Source organism: Pseudomonas sp. QS1027, from assembly GCF_002814235.1.
In the GTDB taxonomy this organism is placed as follows: domain Bacteria; phylum Pseudomonadota; class Gammaproteobacteria; order Pseudomonadales; family Pseudomonadaceae; genus Aquipseudomonas.
The window spans coordinates 222264-246866 of sequence record NZ_PHSU01000033.1 but is presented as its reverse complement, the minus strand read 5'-3'; the positions used below and the strand labels follow the sequence as shown (position 1 = coordinate 246866).

General features: G+C 62.7%; 28 protein-coding genes. 17 read left to right on the top strand and 11 right to left on the bottom strand.

The genetic code is table 11. From position 1 onward, the window contains the following. Nucleotides 1-33: 33 nt before the first annotated feature. On the top strand, nucleotides 34-579 hold the full coding sequence (locus tag CWE01_RS28010) for a DUF4946 domain-containing protein (RefSeq protein ID WP_100943801.1): 546 nt from the start codon (nucleotides 34-36) through the stop codon (nucleotides 577-579). 6 nt (nucleotides 580-585) lie between these two features. Here the strand turns inward: CWE01_RS28010 and CWE01_RS28005 are convergent, their stop codons facing one another. From CWE01_RS28005 to galU, 6 genes are all read right to left on the bottom strand, one after another. After that, nucleotides 586-1044, bottom strand: a complete 459-nt coding sequence (locus tag CWE01_RS28005) for a DUF2214 family protein (RefSeq protein ID WP_100943800.1) — start codon at nucleotides 1042-1044, stop codon at nucleotides 586-588. 81 nt (nucleotides 1045-1125) lie between these two features. Then, the gene (locus CWE01_RS28000; protein ID WP_100943799.1) at nucleotides 1126-2085 is read right to left on the bottom strand and encodes a zinc-binding alcohol dehydrogenase family protein; all 960 of its coding nucleotides are present in this window, start codon (nucleotides 2083-2085) and stop codon (nucleotides 1126-1128) included. Nucleotides 2086-2119: 34 nt separating this feature from the next. Further along, nucleotides 2120-2293 carry a DUF1427 family protein gene (locus CWE01_RS27995; protein WP_100943798.1) on the bottom strand — a complete coding sequence of 58 codons (174 nt, stop codon included), beginning with the start codon at nucleotides 2291-2293 and terminating at the stop codon, nucleotides 2120-2122. A gap of 117 nt (nucleotides 2294-2410) precedes the next feature. Beyond that, the gene (locus CWE01_RS27990) at nucleotides 2411-3178 is read right to left on the bottom strand and encodes a helix-turn-helix transcriptional regulator (RefSeq protein WP_100943797.1); all 768 of its coding nucleotides are present in this window, start codon (nucleotides 3176-3178) and stop codon (nucleotides 2411-2413) included. A 3-nt stretch (nucleotides 3179-3181) separates the two neighbouring features. Next, the gene (gene gorA / locus CWE01_RS27985) at nucleotides 3182-4540 is read right to left on the bottom strand and encodes a glutathione-disulfide reductase (RefSeq protein WP_100943796.1); all 1359 of its coding nucleotides are present in this window, start codon (nucleotides 4538-4540) and stop codon (nucleotides 3182-3184) included. Between the two features lie 142 nt (nucleotides 4541-4682). Further along, complete coding sequence (gene galU, locus CWE01_RS27980; RefSeq protein ID WP_100943795.1) at nucleotides 4683-5522, bottom strand: UTP--glucose-1-phosphate uridylyltransferase GalU; 840 nt, start codon at nucleotides 5520-5522, stop codon at nucleotides 4683-4685. A gap of 277 nt (nucleotides 5523-5799) precedes the next feature. Between galU and CWE01_RS27975 the strand changes: the two genes are divergently transcribed. Next, nucleotides 5800-5988 (top strand): hypothetical protein, encoded by a 189-nt coding sequence (locus CWE01_RS27975; protein WP_100943794.1) that lies wholly within the window; start codon nucleotides 5800-5802, stop codon nucleotides 5986-5988. 7 nt (nucleotides 5989-5995) lie between these two features. Continuing rightward, complete coding sequence (locus tag CWE01_RS27970) at nucleotides 5996-6277, top strand: hypothetical protein (RefSeq protein WP_100943793.1); 282 nt, start codon at nucleotides 5996-5998, stop codon at nucleotides 6275-6277. A 35-nt stretch (nucleotides 6278-6312) separates the two neighbouring features. On the opposite strand, the gene CWE01_RS27965 is transcribed toward CWE01_RS27970, so the two are convergent. Then, complete coding sequence (locus CWE01_RS27965) at nucleotides 6313-6669, bottom strand: hypothetical protein (protein ID WP_100943792.1); 357 nt, start codon at nucleotides 6667-6669, stop codon at nucleotides 6313-6315. 209 nt (nucleotides 6670-6878) lie between these two features. On the opposite strand from CWE01_RS27965, the gene CWE01_RS27960 reads away from it, so the two are divergent. Genes CWE01_RS27960 through alkB form a run of 3 tightly spaced genes read left to right on the top strand, consistent with a single transcriptional unit; the run spans nucleotide 6879 to nucleotide 8080 of the window. Continuing rightward, the gene (locus CWE01_RS27960; protein ID WP_100943791.1) at nucleotides 6879-7184 is read left to right on the top strand and encodes a DUF1883 domain-containing protein; all 306 of its coding nucleotides are present in this window, start codon (nucleotides 6879-6881) and stop codon (nucleotides 7182-7184) included. A gap of 39 nt (nucleotides 7185-7223) precedes the next feature. Then, the gene (locus tag CWE01_RS33630) at nucleotides 7224-7400 is read left to right on the top strand and encodes a hypothetical protein (protein ID WP_164886180.1); all 177 of its coding nucleotides are present in this window, start codon (nucleotides 7224-7226) and stop codon (nucleotides 7398-7400) included. 23 nt (nucleotides 7401-7423) lie between these two features. Then, nucleotides 7424-8080, top strand: coding sequence for a DNA oxidative demethylase AlkB (alkB, locus tag CWE01_RS27955; protein WP_100943790.1), 657 nt, complete (start codon nucleotides 7424-7426; stop codon nucleotides 8078-8080). Between the two features lie 11 nt (nucleotides 8081-8091). On the opposite strand, the gene CWE01_RS27950 is transcribed toward alkB, so the two are convergent. The 3 genes from CWE01_RS27950 to CWE01_RS27940 are packed head-to-tail and all read right to left on the bottom strand — an operon-like array spanning nucleotide 8092 to nucleotide 10273. Then, complete coding sequence (locus tag CWE01_RS27950; RefSeq protein WP_100943789.1) at nucleotides 8092-9075, bottom strand: MDR family oxidoreductase; 984 nt, start codon at nucleotides 9073-9075, stop codon at nucleotides 8092-8094. A 46-nt stretch (nucleotides 9076-9121) separates the two neighbouring features. Beyond that, a complete protein-coding gene (locus CWE01_RS27945; protein WP_100943788.1) occupies nucleotides 9122-9757 on the bottom strand; it encodes a TetR/AcrR family transcriptional regulator in 636 nt (211 codons plus the stop codon). A 57-nt stretch (nucleotides 9758-9814) separates the two neighbouring features. Then, nucleotides 9815-10273 carry a GyrI-like domain-containing protein gene (locus tag CWE01_RS27940; RefSeq protein ID WP_100943787.1) on the bottom strand — a complete coding sequence of 153 codons (459 nt, stop codon included), beginning with the start codon at nucleotides 10271-10273 and terminating at the stop codon, nucleotides 9815-9817. A 188-nt stretch (nucleotides 10274-10461) separates the two neighbouring features. Here CWE01_RS27940 and CWE01_RS27935 point away from each other — a divergent pair, with 188 nt between their 5' ends. The 11 genes from CWE01_RS27935 to CWE01_RS27885 all read left to right on the top strand — a co-directional run bounded on the left by CWE01_RS27935 (nucleotide 10462) and on the right by CWE01_RS27885 (nucleotide 24238). Further along, the gene (locus CWE01_RS27935; RefSeq protein ID WP_100943786.1) at nucleotides 10462-11526 is read left to right on the top strand and encodes a nitronate monooxygenase family protein; all 1065 of its coding nucleotides are present in this window, start codon (nucleotides 10462-10464) and stop codon (nucleotides 11524-11526) included. A 143-nt stretch (nucleotides 11527-11669) separates the two neighbouring features. Next, nucleotides 11670-12437 (top strand): molybdate ABC transporter substrate-binding protein, encoded by a 768-nt coding sequence (gene modA, locus CWE01_RS27930; RefSeq protein WP_100943785.1) that lies wholly within the window; start codon nucleotides 11670-11672, stop codon nucleotides 12435-12437. Further along, entirely contained in the window at nucleotides 12438-13118 is a 681-nt protein-coding gene (gene modB / locus CWE01_RS27925; protein WP_100943784.1) for a molybdate ABC transporter permease subunit, read from the top strand. A 3-nt stretch (nucleotides 13119-13121) separates the two neighbouring features. Next, complete coding sequence (modC, locus tag CWE01_RS27920) at nucleotides 13122-14210, top strand: molybdenum ABC transporter ATP-binding protein (protein ID WP_100943783.1); 1089 nt, start codon at nucleotides 13122-13124, stop codon at nucleotides 14208-14210. Between the two features lie 135 nt (nucleotides 14211-14345). Next, on the top strand, nucleotides 14346-16979 hold the full coding sequence (locus CWE01_RS27915) for a glucosidase (RefSeq protein ID WP_100943782.1): 2634 nt from the start codon (nucleotides 14346-14348) through the stop codon (nucleotides 16977-16979). A gap of 417 nt (nucleotides 16980-17396) precedes the next feature. Then, entirely contained in the window at nucleotides 17397-17690 is a 294-nt protein-coding gene (locus CWE01_RS27910) for a hypothetical protein (protein WP_100943781.1), read from the top strand. Nucleotides 17691-17976: 286 nt separating this feature from the next. Beyond that, entirely contained in the window at nucleotides 17977-20688 is a 2712-nt protein-coding gene (mgtA, locus tag CWE01_RS27905) for a magnesium-translocating P-type ATPase (RefSeq protein ID WP_100943780.1), read from the top strand. 194 nt (nucleotides 20689-20882) lie between these two features. Further along, complete coding sequence (locus CWE01_RS27900) at nucleotides 20883-21098, top strand: hypothetical protein (RefSeq protein WP_100943779.1); 216 nt, start codon at nucleotides 20883-20885, stop codon at nucleotides 21096-21098. A gap of 24 nt (nucleotides 21099-21122) precedes the next feature. Beyond that, nucleotides 21123-22853, top strand: a complete 1731-nt coding sequence (locus CWE01_RS27895; RefSeq protein WP_100943778.1) for a Na/Pi cotransporter family protein — start codon at nucleotides 21123-21125, stop codon at nucleotides 22851-22853. Then, entirely contained in the window at nucleotides 22841-23188 is a 348-nt protein-coding gene (locus CWE01_RS27890; RefSeq protein WP_100943777.1) for a DUF2493 domain-containing protein, read from the top strand. Before CWE01_RS27895 ends, CWE01_RS27890 begins: the two co-directional genes overlap by 13 nt. Nucleotides 23189-23422: 234 nt before the next feature. Then, on the top strand, nucleotides 23423-24238 hold the full coding sequence (locus CWE01_RS27885) for a hypothetical protein (protein ID WP_256579426.1): 816 nt from the start codon (nucleotides 23423-23425) through the stop codon (nucleotides 24236-24238). Between the two features lie 48 nt (nucleotides 24239-24286). On the opposite strand, the gene CWE01_RS27880 is transcribed toward CWE01_RS27885, so the two are convergent. After that, on the bottom strand, nucleotides 24287-24586 hold the full coding sequence (locus tag CWE01_RS27880) for a putative quinol monooxygenase (RefSeq protein WP_100943776.1): 300 nt from the start codon (nucleotides 24584-24586) through the stop codon (nucleotides 24287-24289). Nucleotides 24587-24603: the final 17 nt, after the last annotated feature.

Here is a 24603-nt window from a genome sequence, read left to right as displayed (position 1 = left end):
AATCAATTTCAGCCTCTCGATCAGTGCCCTCCCATGACCTCCGTGCAATGTCGTGCCTGCTTTACCGCCCTTCTCCTGCTCCTGGGCAGCTCGTCGGCCCTGGCTGACGACCTGATCATCACCTGGCCCGGCGACTGGGAGGTGCAGACCCTGCCCCCGGCCCAGAACGCCGCCGGTGAAGTGATCAGCGGCCTGCGCCAACGCGCGGTGAAGAACGACGCCAACGGCGATCCGCTGATGGTCATGGAGTTGACCGAGTCGGGACTCAACCCCGACCACGCAGTCAACCTCCCCGGGGTCTTGCTGGAGATGCGCAAGGCGGTGCAGAAGAATTTCGTCGAGCGCGGTTTCATGAGTGTCTGCAACCGGATTCACGACAGCACGCTGGGTGGCATGGCGGCGGTGGAAACCACCTGCACCATCACCCAGAACGGCGGTCACGTGATGACCCAGACCCTGGTCGCCGCGGCCCGTGAAGGCAAGGCGTATTCCTTGCTTTATGCCGGCTCGGCGGAGGGTTACAAGAGTGTCGAGCCGGTGGTCAATGGCATTCGGGCGAGTTTGCACCTGCAGCCCTGACGCCCCCTACACAGCCAGGAATCCCCGGGCCATGCCGCTGGCGGCAATCACCATCAGCATGATCAGCAGCGCTTCGATATGGCTGATCCGCGCGAACACACGGGCACGGCCGATATCCACGGGCGTGCCCTTCTTCTGGGCGATACGCCATTTGATCAAGGTGATCATCGGTGACAGCTCCAGCAGCAGGATAATCACGAACAAGGTCAACTTGAGGTGGAACAGCGGCTGGTGCAGGTAGTAATCCGTACCCTTCTCGAAACCACCGAAAGCACGCAGACCACCGGTGATCAACAAGACACCGGCGCTGATGCCCCAGAGGTTGTCCCAGACAAATACCTGCCGCAGCTCGGCCGGGCTGGTGCCGGTGAGGCGGCGCAAGGCCCCGGCACGTGCGAATACCGCCGCCAGGGCAATACCGAACGCCAGAAGGTGAAGTGCTGCCAGGGACCAGTGAGCGAACATTGAGCCGTCTCCTTGAATGAGCAAGACAGTTGTAGCTCAAGCCGCCGATATTTGCGCAGGTCCCTGTCTCGACTCAGGGCCTCAAGGCAACAGGATTACCTTGTCACTGCCGCCCTGGTTGACCTCGGCATAACGCGCCAGGCCCTCGGACAGCGGCGACTCCAGCAGCCCCGTCGGCAGTTCCAGCAAGCCCTCGTCAAAGAAGCGCCCGAACTGGTCGAGCATCCGCGCACAGGCCTCGGTGCCGTAGAGCAACGAGTTGATCCCGACCACCGAGCCGCCCTTGCGATACAGGGCCAGGGCCGGCAACTGCACATGGCCGTCCACCGGTGCGGCGATGATCGCGATCCGGCCGAAAGGCGCCAGGGCCGTCACCGCCGCCGGCAGCCAGAAACCGGTAGTGTCGAAGATCACATCGGCGCCGCCTGGAAAGACGCCGTTGACCGCCGCCGCCAGGTCTTCCGGCTTGTCCAGTTGAATGGCATCAAAACCCTTGTCCTGAAGCGCCTTGACCTGCTCCGCACGGCGCACCGCACCCAGTACCCGCGCCCCGCGAATCTTTGCCAGGGCCAACGCGGCGCTGCCGACGGCGCCATTGGCACCGATCACCAGCAAACGTGTGTCGGCGTTCACCAGGCTGCGTTCCAGGGCATCCCAAGCGGTGGTGAACGGCACGCCGAGGCTGGCGGCCTGGGCGAAGCTCAGGTGCGTCGGCTTGATCGCCACGCCGCTGGCGGGCAGGGTCAGGTATTGGGCATGGGAACCGTCGCCGGTAAAACCCAACTCCTTGCCGGTACCCCAGACTTCCTGGCCGAGCAACGCTTGCGGTCCTTCGATCACCACACCGGCGAAGTCCCGCCCGGGAATCCGTGGCAGCGTGGTGTAGGAGAAACGACCCAGCACGTTTTTCACATCGCTGGGGTTCAGGCCGGCCGCCTTGATCTGCACCAGGACTTCTCCGGCAGCAGGCACAGGGGTGGGAACGTCGACCAGTTGCAGGGCCGAGAGATCACCGGTTTTCGCAAATTGCAGGGCTTTCATAAAGTACGCATCCAGTCAGTAAAAAACGTGGGATTCAGGACAGCCAGCCGGCAACCAATTGCTTGCCCAGGGGCCAGGCCTTTTCACCCAGTTGCATGCCCAAAAGGCCTACCAGGGCCACGGCGGGCGGTGCCGGGGAGCGGAAGTCGAGCCCGCCGTAAAGCAGGCCGACGGCGATACCGATGGCGAGAGAAACAAGGTAGCTCATGACGAACTCCGGGCTCGTTGAGGGAATGCCCAGAGTCTATGACCGGCAAAGCGGGGGCGTCGGCCAAAGGCTTCTGTCTTTCGGCCAAAACACCCTCCCCTGTGGGAACGGCGCTCGTCAGCCCGCTGGATACTGGGACGGAGCAACCCCCAGGGCACGCCGGAACATATCGCTGAAACTACTCGGCGAGTAGCCCAGCTCCCGAGCGATACGACTGACCGGCACGCCCTGGATCAGCTCCGCCACGGCGGTCGCCAATTGCACCTGGCGCCGCCATTCGGCGAAGCCCATGCCCAGTTCGCCCTGGAACAAACGCGCCAGGGTCCGCACGCTGGCCCCGGCCGATTGCGCGTGCTGCTCGAAGGAGATGTCCAACGACGGCGCGCTCATGACCGCCTGACACAGGTTCATCAACCGGCGATCACTGTCCGAGGGCATGGGGATTTTCAGAAACGCGCGTCGCGCGCGCTTGAGTTCCAGCAGCGCCAGATTGACCAGCGCCTCGTAATAGTCGCCCTGGGGATCCTCGGCCAGCTCCACCAGATGCACGATCAACTCGCGCAGCAGGCCGCCGACCTCGATCACCTGGACCGTGTCTTCAAGGGTTTCGGCCAACGCCGGACGCAGGTAGATATTGCGCATCTGCAGGTCCGACACCACCCGGATCCCATGGGGCACGCCGGGCGGCAGCCACACCGCGCGCTGCGGTGGGACCGCCAGGGCCTCGTGGGGCGTCTCGACCCACATCACCCCCGACATCGCATAAAGCAACTGGCCCCAGACATGGGCATGGGGCTCGATAAACAAGCCCCGCGGGTAAGTCCGGGCCAGGGGCTGTACCGGCCTGCCGGTGTCGCTCAGGTCCGGCGGTGCGGCCAGGGCCATGGCTCAGCCAGCAACCGGCGTGCGCATGGTGACGAACTCTTCAGCCGCCGTCGGATGCACACCGATGGTTTCGTCGAAATGCTGCTTGGTGGCGCCGGCCTTCAAGGCAATGGCCAGCCCCTGGACGATTTCCCCCGCATCCGGCCCGACCATGTGGCAACCCAATACCTTGTCGGTCTTGGCGTCCACCACCAGCTTCATCAGGGTCCGCTCCTGGCACTCGGTCAGGGTCAGCTTCATCGGCCGGAAACGGCTTTCGAAGATCTGCACCTCGTGGCCCTGCTCCCGCGCCTGCTCTTCGCTCAGGCCGACGGTGCCGATATTCGGCAGGCTGAACACCGCCGTCGGAATCATCGCATAGTCCACCGGACGATACTGTTCGGGCTTGAACAGACGACGGGCCACCGCCATGCCTTCGGCCAGGGCCACCGGGGTCAGCTGCACACGACCGATGACATCGCCCAGGGCGAGGATCGACGGTTCGCTGGTCTGGTATTGCTCGTCGACCTGGATAAAGCCGTTCTTGTCCAGCTTCACCCCGGTGTTTTCCAAGCCCAGGTTGTCCAGCATCGGCCGCCGGCCAGTGGCGTAGAAGATGCAATCGGCTTCCAGCTCGCGACCGTCCTTGAGGGTGGCCTTGAGGCTGCCGTCGGCCTGTTTGTCGATCCGTTCGATATCGGCGTTGAAGTTCAGGCCCAGGCCGCGCTTGGTCAGTTCTTCCTGCAGATGACGGCGCACCGAACCGTCGAAACCGCGCAGGAACAGGTCACCGCGATACAGCAGTTGGGTATTGGCACCCAGGCCGTGGAAGATCCCGGCGAATTCAACGGCGATGTAGCCACCACCGACCACCAGGATGCGCTTGGGCAGTTCCTTGAGGAAGAAGGCTTCATTGGAACTGATGGCGTGCTCGCTGCCCGGAATGTCGGGAATCTGCGGCCAGCCACCGGTGGCGATCAGGATGTGCCTGGCGCTGTAGCGTTGGCCGTTGACTTCAACCTGATGCGGGTCCACCAGCTTGCCGTGACCTTCGAGCAGGGTTACGCCGCTGTTGACCAGCAGGCTGCGGTAGATATCATTGAGACGGTGAATTTCCTTGTCCTTGTTGGCGATCAGGGTCGCCCAGTCGAAGTCCGCTTCACCCAGCGACCAGCCAAAACCCTTGGCCTGCTCGAAGTCCTCGGCGAAATGCGCACCGTACACCAGCAGCTTTTTCGGCACACAGCCGACGTTGACGCAGGTGCCACCCAGATAACGGCTTTCAACCACCGCCACCTTGGCGCCAAATCCCGCGGCAAACCGCGCCGCACGCACACCGCCGGAACCGGCGCCAATCACAAACAGGTCAAAATCGTAGGCCATTTCAATCTCCTCGGCAGGCGCACAGCATACCCGCTGTAGCCTTCTGGGTCAGCGTCAGGCATACATGAGGGCGCACCAACGAAAAAGCCACCCGGGTGGGTGGCTTTCTTTCTACGCGGTACCTGCTACCAGGGCAGACCTATCAGTAGGCCTTGCCAGTCTTGTAGAAGTGCTCAAAGCAGAAGTTGGTCGCTTCAATGTAACCTTCGGCGCCGCCGCAGTCGAAACGCTTGCCTTTGAACTTGTAGGCAATCACGCAACCGTCCTGGGCCTGTTTCATCAGGGCGTCGGTGATCTGGATCTCGCCACCCTTGCCTGGTTCGGTCTGTTCGATCAGGGCGAAGATGTCCGGAGTCAGGATGTAACGACCGATGATCGCCAGGTTCGACGGTGCATCTTCCGGCTTCGGTTTCTCGACCATGTTGCGCACGCGGTACAGGTCGTCACCGATCAGGTCGCCGGCAATCACGCCGTACTTGTTGGTTTCCTGCGGATCCACTTCCTGGATCGCAACGATGGTGCAGCGATACTGCTTGTACAGCTTGACCATCTGGGTCAGGACGCCGTCGCCTTCGAGGTTGACGCACAGGTCGTCCGCCAGTACCACGGCGAAGGGTTCGTCACCGATCAATGGACGGCCGGTCAGGATCGCGTGACCCAGGCCTTTCATTTCGGTCTGACGGGTGTAGGAGAACGAGCACTCGTCCAGCAGTTTGCGGATACCGACCAGGTACTTTTCCTTGTCGGTGCCCTTGATCTGGTTTTCCAGCTCGTAGCTGATGTCGAAGTGGTCTTCCAGTGCGCGTTTGCCGCGACCGGTCACAATCGAGATCTCGGTCAGGCCGGCATCCAGCGCTTCCTCGACGCCGTACTGGATCAGTGGCTTGTTCACCACCGGCAGCATTTCCTTGGGCATGGCTTTAGTCGCTGGGAGGAAGCGAGTACCGTAACCGGCTGCTGGGAACAAGCATTTCTTGATCATATAAGTCCTTGAAAGGGCGGTGTGTACAAGTTTCGGCGCAGTCTAATCAGGCAGCGGTCACCTTACAATGCCCTGCTGATAGCAGACTGACGTCAATCTAGAGAAACCTGACGGCAGATAGTTCCGGGATTGTGTCAAATTTTGCTACATCCGGCGCTCACCGGTCCGGTCAAGCCTCGACCTTTACGCTTCGGCCAGCAACTCTAGCCGCTATTGACGGTTTATGCCTTGATCTGAGCTATCATCAGCAACTTTCATCAGCCCATGAGACAGATCGATGTCGGCAGCAAAGAACGTGAACGGTTACCTGATCAACCAAGCAAAAGATGGCCAATGGTGGCTGACCGGGATCAATGGCGAAGCGGTTGCCGGTCCGTTCCCGACCGAAGCGCTGGCCATTGAAGTGGCCTCGGTGTTCGAAGACACCCCTGCGCCCGCCGCCCGGCGCCGTGGCAACAAGGATTGAAACCGGCATGAACAAATTTCTGGTACTGACCGCTCTACTGGCCCTTGGCGGCTGCGCCACGGCGTCGAAAACCTACCTGAACAACGGCCAGCAGGGCCTGGCCATCGACTGTTCGGGCGAAGCGATGTCCTGGGCCAAGTGCTACGAGAAGGCCGATGCCTCCTGTGCCGGTACCGGCTACAGCATCGTCGGCACCGATGGCACCCCGTCGCCCAAGGAAAGCGACAAGACCCTGGGCGTCGACGTGGGCAACTTCAAAAGCCGCACGGTGATCGTCAAGTGCAAATAGCCATGGGCGCTGCCCGGGCATGCGCAGCGCAAGGTTCAGCCTGAAATACAATGCTCCGCGGCATTGAGTACCGCCTTGGAGCGCAAGGGAAAATTCGACATGCTCTCGAAGACCTTGATGCTGCTGCCGCTGGAGCGCTCTTCAATAATCAGCACCGCCGATGGATGGGTGGAAAACTGGTCACGTACGACCACCTTGACCCCGTCCTTGTGATAAGGCTCGATCAGCGAAGGCCCGCGATCCTTGGTCAACCGCGTATCGAAACACTGGGCATAAGCCATGGGCTTCTTGCCGGAAATCACGGCCATCGTCGGCGGTGACTGCTCGATGTCCGATACGCTCGCACACCCGCTCATGACCAGAGCAACCAACGCCCACACACCCCACTTCATAAGCAAATCTCCGATAAAGACGGTAGGACAGCGCCCAAACGATTTTTCTCCCGAGCCCGAGGATTTAATCCAACTTTTATGGCGACAAGCCTACACAATCCGTCAGACTGGGAGCCCTGTGGGTCGAATAAATCCGCTACCGCGCTAAAAACACCCTGCGCCACATGCTATCTTTTTGATTTTGTAGAAAAAGCCTTCTGGAGACGCCCTTGAAATTCATCCACCAGCGCGAGCACCTCAACGAAGACGACATCGTCGTGATCGAATGCTCCCAGACGTGCAACATCCGCCTGATGAACGACGCCAACTTTCGCAGCTTCAAGAATGGCGGGCGGCACACCTACCACGGCGGCGCCTTTGATACCTTCCCGGCAAAGATTACCATCCCGAGCACCGGCTTCTGGAATATCACCATCGATACCGTGGTGACCAAGCGCGCCATCAGCGTCACCCGCAAGCCGAACCTGACACACTCGATTCGCATCATCCGTCGCTCCAGCTCGAAACTGCGCTGAATCGCCACCGCTGTCCATCTTCTCGTTACTGGAATCGCCGTGAACACCACACCCACCACCAAGTACGTCATCAAATACAAGCTCAACGGTGAGCGTCGCTTCGAATTCGCCCAACTGGAAAACGGCAGCGACGAGCAAGCCCTGGCCGCGCTGAAAGCCATTCATGGCGACAGTGACGATGTCATCAGCGATGTGAAAGCGAGCAAGGCGCTGTAAGACCTCGCCCCTCACCGCCTGCCATGACCCTCGATCTGTTTGCCGACGCCGACCTGCAGCAACCCGAACGCTTCGAAGCCATCGGCGCACAATCCTGCGTGCTGCGCGGCTTCGCCCTGCCCTGGGTCGAGCGCCTGTTGCCGGCCCTGGCCGAGGTGCTGGTACAGGCACCGTTTCGGCAGATGGTGACCCCCGGTGGTTTCACCATGTCCGCCAGCCTGAGCAGTTGTGGCGAACTGGGCTGGACCACCGATCGCAATGGCTACCGCTACACCCGTGTCGACCCGCAAAGCGGTCGGCCCTGGCCAGACATGCCCGAGGTGTTCCGGCAACTGGCGGTGGAAGCGGCCGAGGCGGCGGGTTTTGCCCACTTCAGTCCCGATGCCTGCCTGATCAACCGCTACCTGCCGGGGGCGAAGATGTCCCTGCACCAGGACCGCAACGAGCGCGATTTCAGCGCGCCCGTGGTTTCGGTTTCCCTGGGCCTGCCGGCGATCTTCCTGTTTGGCGGCCACGAACGCAGCGATAAGACCCAGCGCATCCCGTTGTTTCACGGCGATATCGTGGTGTGGGGCGGCGTCGACCGGCTGCGTTTCCATGGTGTCCTGCCGATCAAGGACGGCCATCACCCGCAACTGGGGGCCGAGCGCCTCAACTTCACCTTGCGCAGCGCCGGTTAGCCGCCTGCACCTTAGCGGTTGACGTCCACCACCACCCGACCGCGTACCTGCCCGGCGAGCAATCGCGGCGCCAGCTCAAGCGCTTCGCTCAAACTGATTTCCTGGCTGATCAGCGCCAACAGCTCACGGTCGAGATCTTTTGCCAGACGCTCCCAGGCGAGGACTCGTTGTGCCTTGGGCTGCGTCACGCTGTTGATCCCGGCCAGGGTCACACCACGCAGAATGAAGGGCGCCACCGAGGCCGGAAAGTCCATGCCCTGGGCCAGGCCGCAAGCGGCCACCGTACCGTTGGCGCGGATACCGGCGCAGACGTTGGCCAGGGTGTGACTGCCCACCGAATCGATGGCCGCCGCCCAGCGCTCTTTCGCCAGAGGTTTGCCCGGCTGCGACAGGGTCTCGCGATCGATGATCTCGGCCGCGCCGAGCTGTTGCAGGTAGGCATGCTCGGCGGTACGTCCGGTCGAGGCCACCACCCGATAACCGAGCCGCGCCAGCAAGGCCACGGCAAAACTGCCGACGCCGCCATTGGCCCCGGTCACCAGCACATCGCCCTGATCCGGCGTCAGGCCGTTGCGCTCCAGGGCCAGGATGCTGAGCATGGCGGTGAAACCCGCCGTGCCGATGGCCATGGTCTGCGCCGCCGTGAAACCCTCTGGCATCGGGATCAGCCAGTCACCGTTGAGCCGGGCTTTCTGTGCCAGTCCGCCCCAATGCCCCTCGCCGACACCCCAGCCATTGAGCAATACCCCATCGCCGACCCGATAATCGGCGTGACTGCTCTGCTCCACCGTCCCCACCAGATCGATGCCCGGCACCATCGGAAACTGTCGCACCACCGGGCTTGCGCCGGTGATTGCCAAGCCATCCTTGAAGTTCAGGGTGCTGTAGGCGACCCGCACCGTCACGTCACCTTCCGGCAACTGCGCTTCGCTCAGGGAAGCCAGGCTGGCCCGATAACCGTCCGCGTCCTTTTCGATCAAGATGCCGCTGAACATACTTGCCTCCAATTTAGACCGATCGTCTAGAAATAAACCAAAAAAATCAGCGCGCCAGACTGCGCACAAATCCCTGCATGAAAATTTCCAACGGTACATCGCTGCGCACCAGCCGGGCGCGCAGTACCGCCCCTTCCCAGCCGATCCAGAAAAAACTCGCCAGGGCCTCGCAGTCCGCGTCCGCCGCCAACTCGCCCGAGGCTTGCGCCGCTTGCAGACAGCGCGACAGGCGCAACTCCCAACTGCGAAACACCGCGTCCAGTTGCTCGCGGTAACTGTCCGGCAACAGCGTCACTTCCTGGCCAAGATTGCCCACCAGGCAACCGCGACGAAACTCATGCCGGGCCATGCCGGCCTTGGCCTCGTCGACAAAACCGCGCAGGCGCTGCAACGGCGGCAGGGACGCGTCCAGCAGCCAGCGGTCGAGCTTGCGGGCAAAATACCCGGCGTAACTCTCAAGCACTGCCCGGCCAAAGGCTTCCTTGCTGTCGAAGTAGTGGTAGAACGACCCCTTGGGCACCCCGACCCGCTTGAGCACGGTATCGATCCCCGTGGCCATGAAGCCTTGTTCGGTGAGGATCTCGGTGCCGCAACGAATCAGCATCTCGCGGGTTTGCAGGTTCTCCCGGGGGATCTTCGGCGGACGGCCAGGCTTGCGCGGTGCAGGGGTTATCGAGTTCATGGGCACAATATAGACCGATCGGCTACAAAATACATGCGACCAAAGGCTTAGCCCGGCTCAATCGACGATGCCGATATACACCGCCACGCTGTCGGGCCCGGTATAGGCTTCAAAATCCGTGGCAAAACGGCGCTGCCCGGGATGCTGCTCGAAGTAGGACCAGATCCGCCCCCAGGTGTCGATCACGGTTTGAGGCATGGCGCCACGACCTTCGAAGACCAGGTAAGGACCCGCCTGTACTTGCAACGTCTCGTAGCCGGGTGCAGGCGCGCTGACCGCCACCGCGGCCGTCACATCGAAATAACCGCTGGCATCGGATTCGTAACCGGAGTAGACGCCATACACCCGCGAATCCGGCGTCCGGTTACTGATGCGCTGCGCCAGCCCCTCTGCGTAAAAGCCGCCCCACAGACCGCCGATCCTTGCCGTCCGGGCTTGCTGTTCATCCTGATTGCGGGTGCGGACCTGGGGGCCGGACACCTGGAAAGCCGCCACTTCTACGCGTTTCACGTCCATCTGAATTGTGCTCCTGAGGGGGGGTGTTGAAGTGCGACAACTTTAGGTGGATTTTTCGGCGCAGTCACCGGGGCGGCATTTTTTGCGTGTTCAGACAAGACAGCGACTGGCCTTGCAGACCTTATTCCTGATACAAACCAGCCCTGTTCTCGTCGTTATCCTTTTATCTGCCCCGGAGAAAAGTCGTCATGAGCACCTGGCCTGACACCCGCATTCTTGACCTGTTCGGCATCGAACTCCCGATCATCCAGGGGCCGCTGGCCGGGGCGACCACCTCCGCCATGATGATCGGCGTCGCCCGGGCCGGCGGCCTCGCGTCCCTGCCCTGCGCGATGCTGACCCCGGAGCAGATTCGCCAGGAAGTGCTGCTCTTTCGCAGCGAGACCCAGGCGCCATTGAACGTCAATTTTTTCTGCCACCAGCCGCCGGCCGCAGACCCGGAGCGGGAGAAACGCTGGAAGGAACGCCTGGCGCCCTACTACCGCGAACTGGGTGTGGACTTCAATGCACCGACGCCCGTGTCCAGCCGTGCGCCTTTCGATGAGACCAGCTGCCAGCTGGTGGAAGAACTGCGTCCGGAGATCGTCAGTTTCCACTTCGGCCTGCCGCCCGAGACCCTGCTCAACCGGGTGAAGGCCACCGGCGCGACCATCGTCGGCTGCGCCACCACCGTGGATGAAGCGCGCTGGCTGGAAGCGCGTGGCTGCCACGCGATCATCGCCATGGGCAACGAAGCCGGCGGCCATCGCGGCATCTTCCTGAGCAACGACCTCAACACCCAGGTCGGCACCATCGCCCTGGTGCCGCAGATCGCCGATGCGGTGGATGTGCCGGTGATTGCCGCCGGCGGTATCGGCGACGGTCGCGGCATCGCGGCGGCCTTTATGCTCGGGGCCTCGGCGGTACAACTGGGGACCGCTTACCTGTTCACCCCGGAGGCCAAGGTCTCGGCGTCCCATCACCGGGCGCTGCGCACGGCGAAGGAAAGCGAGACGGCCCTGACCAACCTGTTCACCGGTCGCCCGGCGCGGGGGATCATGAACCGGGCGATGCGCGAACTGGGGCCGATCAGCGACATGGCCCCGGCGTTTCCCCTGGCCGGCGGTGCGCTGCTGCCGCTGCGGGCCAAGGGCGAGGCGGACTTCAGCAACCTGTGGTCGGGCCAGGCATTGCGGCTGAGCGTGGAACTGCCGGCCGAGGCATTGACCCGGCAGTTGGCGGAACAGGCCCAGGCGATCTTGAAAGGACGGTAACGCGTTGCGCGGACCCGCCCGCTCGCCACAGGAATAGAATCGCTATATATTTATTTATATAGCGATTCACCCTCTCGGCGCCGCACACTTCTTATAACAAGCGGCGCATTTGCCTGTCCCTTTCCTTTGAACGGAGCCGCTTCATGACCATTCGTGCCTCACGCTTTGCCCCGACTTGCCTGGCCGCCCTGCTCGGCGTGTTTGCTTTCAGTGCCGCCCAGGCCGCTGAAGTCCAGGTCGCCGTCGCGGCCAACTTCACCGCGCCGATCCAGGCCATCGCCGCCGACTTCGAAAAAGACACCGGCCACAAGCTGGTCGCGGCCTACGGCGCCACCGGTCAGTTCTACACCCAGATCAAGAACGGCGCGCCGTTCGAAGTCTTCCTCGCCGCCGACGACAGCACCCCGGCCAAGCTGGAGAAAGAAGGCGATATCGTCGCTGGTTCGCGCTTCACCTACGCCACCGGCACCCTGGCCCTGTGGTCGGCCAAGGACGATTATGTCGATGCCAAGGGCCAGGTGCTCAAGGACAACCAGTACCAGCACCTGTCCATCGCCGACCCGAAAGCCGCGCCTTATGGCCTGGCCGCCACCCAGGTGCTGGCCAAGCTCGGCCTGACCGACAAGGTCAAGGACAAGCTGGTCACCGGCCAGAACATCACCCAGGCCTACCAGTTCGTCTCCACCGGCAATGCCGAGTTGGGTTTTGTCGCCCTGTCGCAGATCTACAAGGACGGCAAGGTCACCAGCGGTTCGGCGTGGATCGTCCCGGCCGACATGCATGAGGCGATCAAGCAGGACGCGGTCATCCTGACCAAGGGCAAGGACAACGCCGCCGCCAAGGCGCTGGTCGAATACCTGAAAGGCCCGAAAGCCGCCGCCATCATCAAGTCCTACGGCTACCAGCTCTAAATGCCGCTCACGAGTGCTGATTTCGCCGCGATCTGGCTGACCCTGAAACTGGCGTCCCTGGTCACTGTCATCCTGTTGGTGATCGGCACTCCGATTGCGCTCTGGCTGGCCCGCACCCACTCCTGGCTGCGCGGGCCGGTCGGCGCGGTGGTGGCACTGCCGCTGGTGCTGCCGCCGACGGTGATCGGCTTCTACCTGCTGATCGCCTTCGGCCCCCACGGCTATATCGGCCAGTTCACCCAGTCCATCGGCCTGGGCACCCTCACCTTCAGCTTCACCGGGCTGGTGATCGGCTCGGTGATCTACTCGATGCCCTTTGTGGTGCAACCGCTGCAAAACGCTTTCAGTGCCATCGGCACTCGCCCGTTGGAGGTGGCGGCAACCCTGCGCGCCAACCCCTGGGACACTTTCTTCAGCGTGGTCCTGCCCCTGGCACGACCGGGCTTTATCACCGCCGCGATCCTTGGCTTCGCCCATACCGTCGGTGAATTCGGTGTGGTGTTGATGATCGGCGGCAATATCCCGGAAAAGACCCGGGTGGTCTCCGTGCAGATCTACGACCACGTCGAGGCCATGGAATACCTCCAGGCCCACTGGCTGGCCGGTGCCATGCTGGTGTTTTCCTTTATCGTGTTGCTGGCGCTGTACTCGAGCCGCAAGACCAAAATGGGCTGGAGCTGAGCCATGGTTTCTTCGATACAGGTCCGCCTGCGCCTGGGTTATCCGGACTTTGCCCTGGACCTCGACCTGCAACTGCCCGGCCGTGGCGTCACAGCCCTGTACGGGCACTCGGGTTCGGGCAAGACCACCTGCCTGCGCTGCATCGCCGGCCTGGAAAAAGCCCCCGAGGCGTTTATCCGGATCAACGACCAGGTCTGGCAGGATAGCGCCCGCAAACTCTTCGTCCCGCCGCACAAGCGAGCCCTGGGTTATGTGTTCCAGGAAGCCAGCCTGTTTGCGCACCTGTCGGTGCGCGCCAACCTGGAGTTCGGCCTGCGCCGCATTCCCCGCGAACAACGCCGGGTCGACATGGTCCACGCCACCGAATTGCTCGGCATCGGCCATCTGCTCGACCGTCACCCACAACACCTGTCCGGCGGCGAACGCCAGCGCATCGGCATTGCCCGGGCGCTGCTCACCAGTCCGCAACTGCTGCTGATGGACGAACCGCTGGCGGCCCTCGACAGCCAGCGCAAGAACGAGATCCTGCCGTACCTCGAACGCCTGCATGACGAACTGGAGATCCCGGTGCTCTATGTCAGTCACTCCCAGGACGAAGTGGCGCGCCTGGCCGACCATATCGTCCTGCTCAGCGCGGGCAAGGCCCTGGCCAGCGGTCCCATCGGCGAAACCCTGGCCCGGCTCGACCTGCCCATGGCCCTGGGCGATGACGCCGGGGTGGTGATCGAGGGCACGGTCATTGCCTACGACAGCCAGTACCAACTGCTGACCCTGCAACTGCCCGACAGCCAGTTGAACGTGCGCGTGGCCCACGCTCCGCTGGCCTCGGGCAAGCGCCTGCGCTTCAAGATCCAGGCCCGCGACGTCAGCCTAAGTCGGCAACCGGGCGAACACAGCAGCATCCTCAATCTGTTGCCGGTGACCCTCACCGGGGAAATCCCCGCCGACAACAGCGCCCATGTGCTGATCCGCCTGGAGGCCGCGGGCACACCGTTGCTGGCGCGGATCACCCGTTACTCCCGCGACCAGCTGCAGTTGGCGCCGGGGCAGACGCTCTGGGCACAGATCAAGGCGGTGGCGGTACTGGCCTGACGCCCCACGCGCCAGGCACCCGCCCCGCTTTCACCGGGTTTGATGCCCGAATACACCCGCCGCCCACATTCGATCCCCGCAACGGCATCGCGGCGTTCTACACTGCTGCTCACTCCCCGAGCGACGGAAGACCCGATGACGGCCAAACCAGCAGCGACGCTTCTCGACACCCTGGAAGGCCAGCGCCTGGCTGGCGAGGACGCCCCCCGCTGGCGCGAATGGGGACCGTACCTGAGTGAACGGCAATGGGGCACGGTGCGCGAGGACTACAGCGCCGACGGCGACGCCTGGGCCTATTTCCCCCACGAGCACGCCCGCAGTCGCGCCTATCGCTGGGGCGAGGAAGGTCTCGCGGGGTTTTCCGACAAGTCCCAGCACTGGTGCCTCGGGCTGGCCCTCTGGAACGAGCGCGACCCGATTCTCAAGGAGCGCCTGTTCGGCCTGAACAACGCCGAAGGCAACCACGGCGAGGACGTCAAGGAGCTGTACTTCTACGTCGACGGCGTGCCCAGCCACGCCTATATGCGCATGCTCTACAAATACCCGCAGGCGGCCTTCCCCTACAACGACCTGGTCAGCGAAAACGCCCGGCGCGGCCTGGCCGATGCCGAGTACGAGATCCTCGACACCGGGGTGTTCGAGGACAATCGCTATTTCGATATCACCGTCGAGTACGCCAAGCAGGGCCCGAACGATATCGTCATGCGGGTCAGCGTGCACAACCGCTTTCACCAGCCCGCCCGCCTGCGCGTGCTGCCCCATCTCTGGGCGCGCAATGACTGGAGCTGGAGCGAGCACGCGCGACGACCGAGCCTGACCCTGGAAGGTGACACGGTTGCCGCCCAGCACGCCGGCTGCGACCCCATGCAAGCCAGCGCCTGGGGCGATGATGGCTTTGAGTGGCTGTTCTGCGAAAACGAAACCAACACCCGGCGCCTGTACGGCTCGCAAGCCGAAGGCCCGTTCAAGGATGGGATCAACGACCATGTGGTGAACGGCGCCGAGAGCATTCGCCGGGATGCCGGGACGCGGGTCGCGGCGCACTTCTCCCTGGCGCTGCAAGGGGATGAAACCCGCACGGTCTACCTGCGCTTCGCGCCCCCCGATGCCGAAAAGATCAACGCCCGTCACCTGTTCGAAAAACGCCGCCAGGAAGCCGATGACTTCTATGCCGCCCTGCAGGACGGCCTCAAGGACGCCGACGCGCGCAATGTCCAGCGCCAGGCCCTGGCCGGCCTGCTGTGGTCCAAGCAGCTCTATTACTTCGATGTGAACCAGTGGCTCGACGGCGATCCGACTCAACCGCAGCCACCGGCCGAACGCCTGCACATCCGCAACACCCACTGGCGGCACCTGTCGAACTTCGACATTGTCTCCATGCCGGACAAATGGGAATACCCCTGGTACGCCTCCTGGGACCTGGGTTTCCAGGCGGTGGCCTTCGCCCTGATCGATCCGGGCTTCGCCAAGCACCAGTTGCTGCTTCTGGTCAAAGACCGCTTCATGCACCCCAACGGCCAGTTGCCCGCCTATGAGTGGCGTTTCGACGACGCCAACCCACCGGTGCATGCCTGGGCGTCGTGGCGAGTCTACCAACGGGAAAAACAGCTGACCGGCACCGGCGACCTGGATTTCCTCGAGCGGATCTTCCACAAGCTGCTGCTGAACTTCTCCTGGTGGGTCAACCGCAAGGATGCCGAAGGCCGCAACCTGTTCCAGGGCGGCTTCCTGGGACTGGACAATATCGCCCTGTTCAACCGCTCCGACGACCTGCCGCCCGGCTACACCCTCGACCAGGCCGACGGTACCGCCTGGGTCGCCGCCTATGCCCTGGACATGATGCGCATCGCCCTGGAACTGGCCAAGCGCAATCCGGTGTATGTCGATATCGGGGTGAAATTCTTCGAGCACTTTCTCTACATTGCCGGGGCGATCAATCGGGTCGACGACAGCGCCGAAGGCTTGTGGGACAACCAGGACGAATTCTTCTACGACGTGCTGCAACATCCGGACGGCCAAAGCGAACCGGTGCGCCTGCGCTCCATCGTCGGGCTGATGCCGCTGTTCGCCGTGCTGGTGCTGGAGCAGCGTGAACACGAAGGCCTGCCCGGCCTGCGCGAGCGGCTGCTGGGCTTCATGCACCACCGCCCCGACCTCGCGGCACTGGTCTCGCGCTGGAACGAACCGGGCGACGGCAATCGCCTGCTGCTGGCCCTGCTGCGCGGCGAACGCACCAAGAACCTGCTCAAGCGCATGCTCGATGAAGCCGAGTTCCTCTCCGACTTCGGCATCCGCTCGCTGTCCAAGGCCTTTGCCGAACAACCGTTGGCGATGCAGCTCGACGGCCGGACCCTGAGCGCCCGCTATCAACCGGCGGAGTCCGACTCGCGCCTGTACGGCGGCAACTCCAACTGGCGCGGGCCGTTGTGGATGCCGGTCAACTACCTGCTGATCGAATCGCTGCGCGAATTCCACCGCTACTACGACGATCACTTTTCCGTGGAGTACCCCAGCGGTTCGGGCTATCTGGCGTCCCTGGATGAAGTCGCCGACAGCCTGGGCCAACGCCTGACCTCTCTGTTCCTGCTCGACGAGAACGGGCACCGCCCGGCGATGGCTGCCTACGCGCCGTTGCAGGCCGATCCGGCGAGTCGCGACCTGGTGCTGTTTCATGAGTATTTCCATGGCGACAGTGGACGCGGCCTGGGCGCCTCCCATCAGACCGGCTGGAGCGCGCTGGTGGCTTTGTTGCTGCAACCGCGAAACTGATCCGCTGCAAGACTGAAAAAAAGATCGATTAAAGATGCCAATGGATATGTACCCGGACACCGCGGTACATATTCATTCGATTGAAACAAACAACTTCGCAACTCAATACTCGCGCCCCATTCCATTCACTTCAGCTTATATTCAGGTTGCTGCTACAAAACGCTACATTTGATGTTGACTTCAAGCAGCCCCTTGAGTAAATTCCCCCTGCCTGCTGCTCAGGCCTTTTTTCAACTCACAAAAGAACCCAATGGACACAGTATCTAGACGCTGTCCGGTTCCCGCGAATGCGGCTCACCGGGCGCTTAACCCAGAAAATGACGGGACTCGACGCACAGGTCGGGTGAGCTGCGCCAGGGCTTGATGCTCTTTCCGTAACTCGCCTCTGCCGGCGCCAGTCCGGTCGTGAGGTGTGTTATGACTTTCAAAACCTTTGTAATGCCTGGCGTTCGCGCCTTTTCTTCGACCATGCGCGTCAAATTGTCCCGCGAGCCGGCGAAATCGGCCCGTGGCAACGCCCTGTTCGCTGCCCCTTCCTCCAAGGCTTCGGCACGCGCCTCCGTCGGCTGGCGTATCTGCCCGACCACCGGCCAACTGCAACAACGCTGGAATTTCGATGACAGTCAGGACCCGCAGAGTACCGGGCTTGCGCAGCTGTTCCAGCGCGCCGGCCTGACCCTGAACCTGTATGTCGAGGCTCGCGCCACTTAATCGCCTGGCGCTGACAATGACAACTAACAGCCCTGCACTTCCTACTTGGAAGTGCACGGGATAGTTATGTCTTTAATTATTAAACGTTGAGCACTTCATTATGGACGAAGCCAGTAGGCGGTTCGCTGTTCGTCACGCTTTCGTGAACGGGCAGCGAACGTTAAAACCTTATATATCCTCTTACTCGAATCACTCGCATCCGCGTGACTCGGCCTGTATTCGTTCGCCTGTTGAATAGGTGAGTCGTCTATATGCCCGGTCACGAAGCTGTGACAGAGGCATCGCTATGAACGCAGTCAAAGACCCTATCCGGCCAACCGGAAACCGCGCGACGCAAGACACCAAGCTGTCGATGCGCGCCGCTCGCGAATCGCAACACACCCTGGCAACCACCCTGAGCAACGTCAAGGCCAGCCGTGACGGCCTGACCGAACTGGACGCCGTCGGCCGCCTGCAACGCGAAGGCTTCAACGAAGTCGCCCACGACAAGCCTCCACACGTGCTGATCCAGTTCCTCCAGGCGCTGAACAATCCCTTCATCTACGTGCTGCTGATCCTGGCCGGCATCAGCTTCTTCACCGACTTCTGGCTGGCCGAGCGCGCCGGTGAAGAAGGCGACCTGACCAAGGTCATCATCATCATGACCATGGTGACCCTGAGCAGCACCCTGCGCTTCTGGCAGGAACACCGCTCGGCCAAGTCCGCCGAAGCCCTCAAGGCCATGGTCCGGACCACCGCCACTGTGCTGCGTCGCGAGCAACCGGGCAACAAGCCGGTGCTGCGCGAAGTGCCAATGCGTGAACTGGTGGCTGGCGATATCGTGCAGCTGTCGGCCGGCGACATGATTCCGGCGGATATCCGCCTGATCGAGTCCCGCGACCTGTTTATCAGCCAGGCCGTGCTCACCGGCGAAGCCCTGCCGGTGGAGAAGTACGACACCCTCGGCGATGTCGCGGCCAAATCCGCTGGCGCCAGCAGCGACCCGAGCAATCTGCTGGACCTGCAGAACATCTGCTTCATGGGCACCAACGTGGTCAGCGGCACCGCCAAGGCCGTGGTGGTCGCCACTGGCCCGCGCACCTACTTCGGCTCGCTGGCCAATGCGATTGTCGGCTCGCGGGTGCAGACCGCCTTTGACCGCGGGGTGAACAGCGTCAGCTGGCTGCTGATCCGTTTCATGCTGGTGATGGTGCCAGTGGTGTTCCTGCTCAACGGTTTTTCCAAAGGCGACTGGAGCGATGCCCTGCTCTTCGCCCTGGCGGTCGCCGTCGGCCTGACCCCCGAGATGCTGCCGATGATCGTCAGCGCCAACCTCGCCAAGGGTGCCATGGCCATGGCCCGGCGCAAGGTGGTGGTCAAGCGCCTGAACGCCATCCAGAACTTCGGTTCCATGGACGTGCTGTGCACCGACAAGACCGGCACCCTGACCCAGGACAAGATCATCCTCGAGCACCACGTCGACGCCGTCGGCCAGCGCGATGACGCGGTGCTGGGCCTGGCCTGGCTCAACAGCTACCACCAGAGCGGCATGAAGAACCTGATGGACCAGGCAGTGCTGCAATTCTCCCGGGAGAACCCCAACTTCCAGGAGCCGTTCGCCTACAGCAAGGTCGATGAACTGCCTTTCGACTTCGTCCGCCGGCGCCTGTCGATCATCGTCCAGGACAGCCGCAACGATCACCTGCTGGTGTGCAAGGGCGCGGTCGAGGAAATGCTCGCCATCTCCAGCCACGTCATGGAAGGCAACGAGGTCGTGGCCCTGGACGAGCAGCGCCGCAAGACCCTGCTGGCCCTGGCCAACGATTACAACAAGGACGGCTTCCGCGTCCTGCTGCTGGCCACCCGCGACATTCCCAAGCCGCAGACCAAGGGGCAATACAAGACCGCCGACGAGCGTGACCTGGTCATCCGTGGCTTCCTGACCTTCCTTGATCCACCGAAGGAAACCGCCGGCCCGGCGATTGCCGCCCTGCGCGATATCGGTGTCACGGTCAAGGTGCTGACCGGCGACAACGCCGTGGTCACCTGCAAGATCTGCCGTGAAGTCGGCCTGGAGCCAGGCCTGCCGCTGCTGGGCCAGGACATCGAGCACATGGACGAAGCGACCCTCAAGTTACGGGTCGAGGAACGCACGGTTTTCGCCAAGCTGACCCCACTGCAGAAATCCCGGGTGCTCAAGGCGCTGCAATCCAACGGCCACACCGTCGGTTTCCTCGGCGACGGCATCAACGACGCCCCGGCCCTGCGTGACGCCGACGTCGGGATCTCGGTGGACAGCGGCACCGACATCGCCAAGGAGTCGGCCGACATCATCCTCCTGGAAAAGAGCCTGATGGTGCTGGAAGAAGGCGTGCTCAAGGGCCGCGAAACCTTCGGCAATATCATGAAGTACCTGAACATGACCGCCAGCTCCAACTTCGGCAACGTGTTCTCGGTGCTGGTGGCCAGTGCGTTCATCCCGTTCCTGCCGATGCTGTCGATCCACCTGCTGCTGCAGAACCTGATCTACGACATCTCCCAGCTGGCCCTGCCGTGGGACAAGATGGACAAGGAATACCTGCGCAAGCCACGCAAGTGGGATGCGAAGAACATCGGGCGCTTCATGCTGTGGATCGGGCCGACCTCGTCGATCTTCGACATGACCACCTTTGCCCTGATGTGGTACGTGTTCGCCGCCAACAGCGTGGAAGCCCAGGCGCTGTTCCAGTCCGGCTGGTTTATCGAAGGCCTGCTCTCGCAGACCCTGGTGGTGCATATGCTGCGGACTCAGAAGATCCCGTTCTTCCAGAGCACCGCGTCGCTGCCGATCATCCTCATGACATGCCTGGCGGTGTCGATCGGCATCTACCTGCCGTTCTCGCAACTGGGCACGCTGGTGGGCCTGGTGCCGTTGCCGATGGCGTACTTCCCATGGTTGGTGGGCACCCTGCTGGCCTACTGCGTGGTGGCCCAGAGCATGAAGGTGTTCTACATCCGCCGCTTCAAGCAGTGGTTCTAACCGGGTCTCAAGGATGAAGCCCAACCTGTAGGAGCGGCCGGTCGACGCTCGATTGCTGGCGATGAGGCCAGCGAGTCCTGCATCGATCTTGCGGACGCCATCGCCAGCAAGCCGGCTCCTACAGGGCTCGTGGTGTTCACAAGATCGTATTCGCGCATTGGCACCGATAACCCGGCCATCCCCCGGAGTCCACCATGGAACCACTCAGCCAGTTCCTCGCCGTTCTCGACTACAGCTATCGGGCGCTGTCGGTCCTGTTCCTGACCAAAGCGGCAAAAGTGGTCAGGCGGGTCACTGTAAAGCTCTATGTTCGCGGGACCCTGACCGCTATCGAAATGCGCTACCTGCTGGCGTTCTCCAGCACCATCAGCCGTGTCTCGGTGAGGTTGCTGCGCCCACCCAGAAAGTAAAAAACCAGTACGTGGAGAATCCTCATGTCTGGAACCGCTCTGTTGATCCACCTCGCCGGCGCCATAGCCTTGTTGCTATGGGGCACCCACATGATTTCAACCGCCCTGCTGCGTGGCTTCGGCACCCAGCTGCGCAACGGCCTGGGCCGCAATCTCGATAAGCGCTGGAAGGCCCTGCTCTGCGGCATCGGCATCACCACCGTGCTGCAAAGCAGTACCGCGGTGAGCCTGATGGCCAGCTCTTTCACCGCCGCCGGCACCCTCAGTCTCGCTCCGGCGCTGGCGGTGATGCTGGGGGCCAATATCGGCTCGACCCTGGTCGTGCAACTGTTGAGTTTCGACACCTCGATCGCCATCCCCCTGGTGCTGTTGGCGGGCTTCGTGGTGTTCCGCCTGCGCGACGACTCGCGTTATGAAAGCGTCGGCTGCGCGCTGATCGGCCTCGGCCTGATGCTGCTGTCGCTGAGCCTGCTGGGTGCCGCCCTAGGGCAGATGGAAAGCACACCGCTGTTCCATGTGGTCATGCAAGGCCTCGACGGCGATCTGCTGATCGCCTTGCTGGTGGCAGTGTTGCTGACCTGGATGTGCCACTCCAGCGTCGCGGTGATCCTGTTGATCGCCTCACTGGCCAGCACCGGCGTGATGTCACCGCTGACCACCCTGGCGCTGGTGCTCGGTGTCAATATCGGCGGCGCCTTGCCGTCGGTGATGAACGCTGGCACTCCGGTCGCTCGACGCCTGCCCCTGGGCAATCTGCTGGTGCGCTTGTTCGGCGCGGTGCTGGTGCTGCCGTTCGCCTCCCTGCTGGGCAAGAGCCTGGCCGTTACCGCCATCGCCCCCGCACATTTGGTGGTCTACCTGCATATCGCCTTCAACCTGCTCCTGGGCCTGGGCTTTATCGGCCTGGTGGACTGGCTCGCCAACGGGCTGACCCGCCTGCTGCCGGCACCCGAGCAGGCCGCCGACCCGGGCATGCCGCAGTACCTCGACGAAGCCGGCCTGGAAGTGGCCAATATCGGCCTTTCGAATGCAGTGCGTGAAGCCCTGCGCGTTGCCGACATGCTCTCGGTGATGCTCGACCGGGTACTGCAGCTGTTCCAGAAACCCGGCGAAGTATCGGCCGAGGATATCCGCCAGCTCGACCAGTCCCTGGATCTGCTCAGCGCGGCGATCCGCGCCTACCTCGCGGATATCGGCCAGGACGGCCTGAGCGACGAGGATGCCGACCGCGCCCAGGAAATCCTCATGTTCGTGATCAACCTGGAGCATGCCGGCGACATTCTCTCCACCAACCTCGCCCAGTTGGCGGCGCGCCGTCGGCGTCGTGGCGAACGCTTCTCGGAGTTCGAACTGGGGCATATCTATCCGCTGCATGAAGAACTGCGCGAAAGCCTGAGCCTGGCGGTCACCGTGTTCCTGCGCGAAGACATCGTCACGGCGCATCGCCTGGTGGAGCGCAAGGAAGTGATTCGTCGCCTGGAAGCCGGCGCCAGCCGCGAACACTTTCGCAAGCTCAGCGCCGACAAGAGCACCTGGGCCGAATCGGGGGATATTTTCCAGCGGGTGCTGCGCGATTACCGGCGCGTGCACCATCACATCGCGGCACTCGCCTACCCGGTTCTCGAACGCTCGGGAGAACGCGTCCTGGAAACCCGCCCCCCGGGCGCGAACGAGCCGGCACCAGGACCTGTGCACGCCCTTGAACTCAACGACGAAACCCTGCTCGACAAGGATAACTACCCATGCGCGTCCTGATCTGCGCCGGGCGCTACTACCTGAACGCGGCGATGTGCCGCAAGGTGCTGGAGGCCTATCACCAGACCCGCAAGATCAGCGTCCTGATCCATGGCGGCAACCAGTTCCTGGGCAGTGAAGTCGAGGATTGGGCCCGGGAAAACGGCACGCACCTGGTGCGTTATCCGTCCAATTGGCAGCTCTATGGCAAGCAGGCCGAACGCCGGCGTAACCAGTTCATGCTGATGGACAGCGAGCCAGATCTGGTGATCGCCTTTCCCGGCGGCCACGACACCGAAGAGCTGGTGGCCCGGGCCAGGGCCATGGGCATCGGCATCCTGTCACTGGACGACTGAACCACCTGTTCAATGCCTTTTTCAAGCAACACCCCTGCCCGGCCTTTATCTCGGTAAAGGCCAGGCCATTGCCTGCACGCGGCCAACCGGCCGCTCACCCCGAAGGAGCATCAAGCATGAATGAAGAACCCAGTTGTAACGGACACCACCACGACCTCCACACCCCTTTGCCCGTTTCACGACGACGCGCCCCCGACGCGCGCTCCCGTGAGCACCTGATCACCGAGGCCTGCCATGAAAAAATCCACTTCTCGCCACACCAGCCGAACGACCACCGCCCGGCCAACGCCGACGGTTTCCAGCTCCCTGCTTAAGCACCTGCCACCGGCCCAGCGCCGTTCCCTGCAACGCGCGGTGGTCCTTGTCGGCGCCACCTTCGGCACCTTCCTGCTGCTTTCGCTCTACTCCAAGGCCCATGCGGCCGGCGGCTCGTACGTCGTCGATGATGGCGGGATCAACGACCCCGGCCAGTGCAATATCGACACCTGGTACAAAAGCGGTCGACACCACGCCGCCAGCGGCGAAACCGTGCTTTCGGCGGACTGCACGCCGACCGGCCTGCCCGCCGTGCAGCTCGGTGCCGACATCAACCGCAGCCGCGACGACGGCGAGCACACGACGATGCTCAGCCCGCACCTCAAGGCCTCTATTTTCACTCGGGAAGACCTGGGGCTCGAAGCCGCGGTGCTGACCCAGGCCCACGTTGCCACGGATCGCCGGCATGCCTTCGACGGCGCCGACGTCGCACTGCCACTGACCTACACGCCTTTCGAAGCCTTGCGCCTGACCGTCAGTGCCGGCTGGTACCACGCCCACAACGACGGCGCGCCCAGCGAGGGCCGGACCTGGGGCAGCGGTATGGAATACGATGTACTGAAGTCGCTGACCCTGGTGGCCGAGCGTTTCGGCCAACAAGGCGGCGACCAGGGATGGCAGGCCGGACCGCGCCTGCATATAGGGAAAAATCTCGACATCGACCTGGTGGCCGGTCAGCACCTGTCGGGCGACCACGACCGTTGGCTCACCACCGGCGCGACGGTGCGCTTCTAAGCCACCGGCAATGAACCTGGTGCTTGCACGCCAGGTTCATCATCAGTTTTACTGCCCAGGGACCTCATCCAACAGCAGGACCTGGCGCTCACTCAACAAATCACCGATCGCCGCGGCCATCGCCTTGTAGTGCGCGGTACCGCGGTGGTGTTCGATGGCGGCCTGATCGATCCAGCGCTCGACGAAGATGAAACGCTCGGGGTCGGCCTGGTCGACATGCAGGATATATTCACGGCAACCCGGTTCGGCGCGGGACGGCACGACGCAGGCCTTCAGATGGGGTTCCAGTTCCGCTGCCCTGCCCGGCTTGGCGCGAAGAATGGCAACAACACGGATTTCATGGTTCATGGCATTTCCTGGAAAAG

Coding starts and splice junctions, on each gene's coding strand:
- CWE01_RS27935 (WP_100943786.1), top strand. CDS start 10,462: ATGAGCACCTGGCCTGACACCCGCATTCTTGACCTGTTCGGCATCGAA.
- CWE01_RS27950 (WP_100943789.1), bottom strand. CDS start 9,075: ATGTTCAGCGGCATCTTGATCGAAAAGGACGCGGACGGTTATCGGGCC.
- alkB (WP_100943790.1), top strand. CDS start 7,424: ATGACCCTCGATCTGTTTGCCGACGCCGACCTGCAGCAACCCGAACGC.
- CWE01_RS27970 (WP_100943793.1), top strand. CDS start 5,996: ATGAACAAATTTCTGGTACTGACCGCTCTACTGGCCCTTGGCGGCTGC.
- modC (WP_100943783.1), top strand. CDS start 13,122: ATGGTTTCTTCGATACAGGTCCGCCTGCGCCTGGGTTATCCGGACTTT.
- CWE01_RS27890 (WP_100943777.1), top strand. CDS start 22,841: ATGCGCGTCCTGATCTGCGCCGGGCGCTACTACCTGAACGCGGCGATG.
- CWE01_RS27940 (WP_100943787.1), bottom strand. CDS start 10,273: ATGGACGTGAAACGCGTAGAAGTGGCGGCTTTCCAGGTGTCCGGCCCC.
- gorA (WP_100943796.1), bottom strand. CDS start 4,540: ATGGCCTACGATTTTGACCTGTTTGTGATTGGCGCCGGTTCCGGCGGT.
- galU (WP_100943795.1), bottom strand. CDS start 5,522: ATGATCAAGAAATGCTTGTTCCCAGCAGCCGGTTACGGTACTCGCTTC.
- CWE01_RS27945 (WP_100943788.1), bottom strand. CDS start 9,757: ATGAACTCGATAACCCCTGCACCGCGCAAGCCTGGCCGTCCGCCGAAG.
- CWE01_RS27885 (WP_256579426.1), top strand. CDS start 23,423: ATGAAAAAATCCACTTCTCGCCACACCAGCCGAACGACCACCGCCCGG.
- modB (WP_100943784.1), top strand. CDS start 12,438: ATGCCGCTCACGAGTGCTGATTTCGCCGCGATCTGGCTGACCCTGAAA.
- CWE01_RS27880 (WP_100943776.1), bottom strand. CDS start 24,586: ATGAACCATGAAATCCGTGTTGTTGCCATTCTTCGCGCCAAGCCGGGC.
- CWE01_RS27915 (WP_100943782.1), top strand. CDS start 14,346: ATGACGGCCAAACCAGCAGCGACGCTTCTCGACACCCTGGAAGGCCAG.
- CWE01_RS27895 (WP_100943778.1), top strand. CDS start 21,123: ATGTCTGGAACCGCTCTGTTGATCCACCTCGCCGGCGCCATAGCCTTG.
- CWE01_RS27975 (WP_100943794.1), top strand. CDS start 5,800: ATGTCGGCAGCAAAGAACGTGAACGGTTACCTGATCAACCAAGCAAAA.
- CWE01_RS28000 (WP_100943799.1), bottom strand. CDS start 2,085: ATGAAAGCCCTGCAATTTGCGAAAACCGGTGATCTCTCGGCCCTGCAA.
- CWE01_RS27900 (WP_100943779.1), top strand. CDS start 20,883: ATGGAACCACTCAGCCAGTTCCTCGCCGTTCTCGACTACAGCTATCGG.
- CWE01_RS28005 (WP_100943800.1), bottom strand. CDS start 1,044: ATGTTCGCTCACTGGTCCCTGGCAGCACTTCACCTTCTGGCGTTCGGT.
- CWE01_RS27965 (WP_100943792.1), bottom strand. CDS start 6,669: ATGAAGTGGGGTGTGTGGGCGTTGGTTGCTCTGGTCATGAGCGGGTGT.
- CWE01_RS27990 (WP_100943797.1), bottom strand. CDS start 3,178: ATGGCCCTGGCCGCACCGCCGGACCTGAGCGACACCGGCAGGCCGGTA.
- CWE01_RS27995 (WP_100943798.1), bottom strand. CDS start 2,293: ATGAGCTACCTTGTTTCTCTCGCCATCGGTATCGCCGTCGGCCTGCTT.
- modA (WP_100943785.1), top strand. CDS start 11,670: ATGACCATTCGTGCCTCACGCTTTGCCCCGACTTGCCTGGCCGCCCTG.
- CWE01_RS28010 (WP_100943801.1), top strand. CDS start 34: ATGACCTCCGTGCAATGTCGTGCCTGCTTTACCGCCCTTCTCCTGCTC.
- mgtA (WP_100943780.1), top strand. CDS start 17,977: ATGAACGCAGTCAAAGACCCTATCCGGCCAACCGGAAACCGCGCGACG.
- CWE01_RS27910 (WP_100943781.1), top strand. CDS start 17,397: ATGACTTTCAAAACCTTTGTAATGCCTGGCGTTCGCGCCTTTTCTTCG.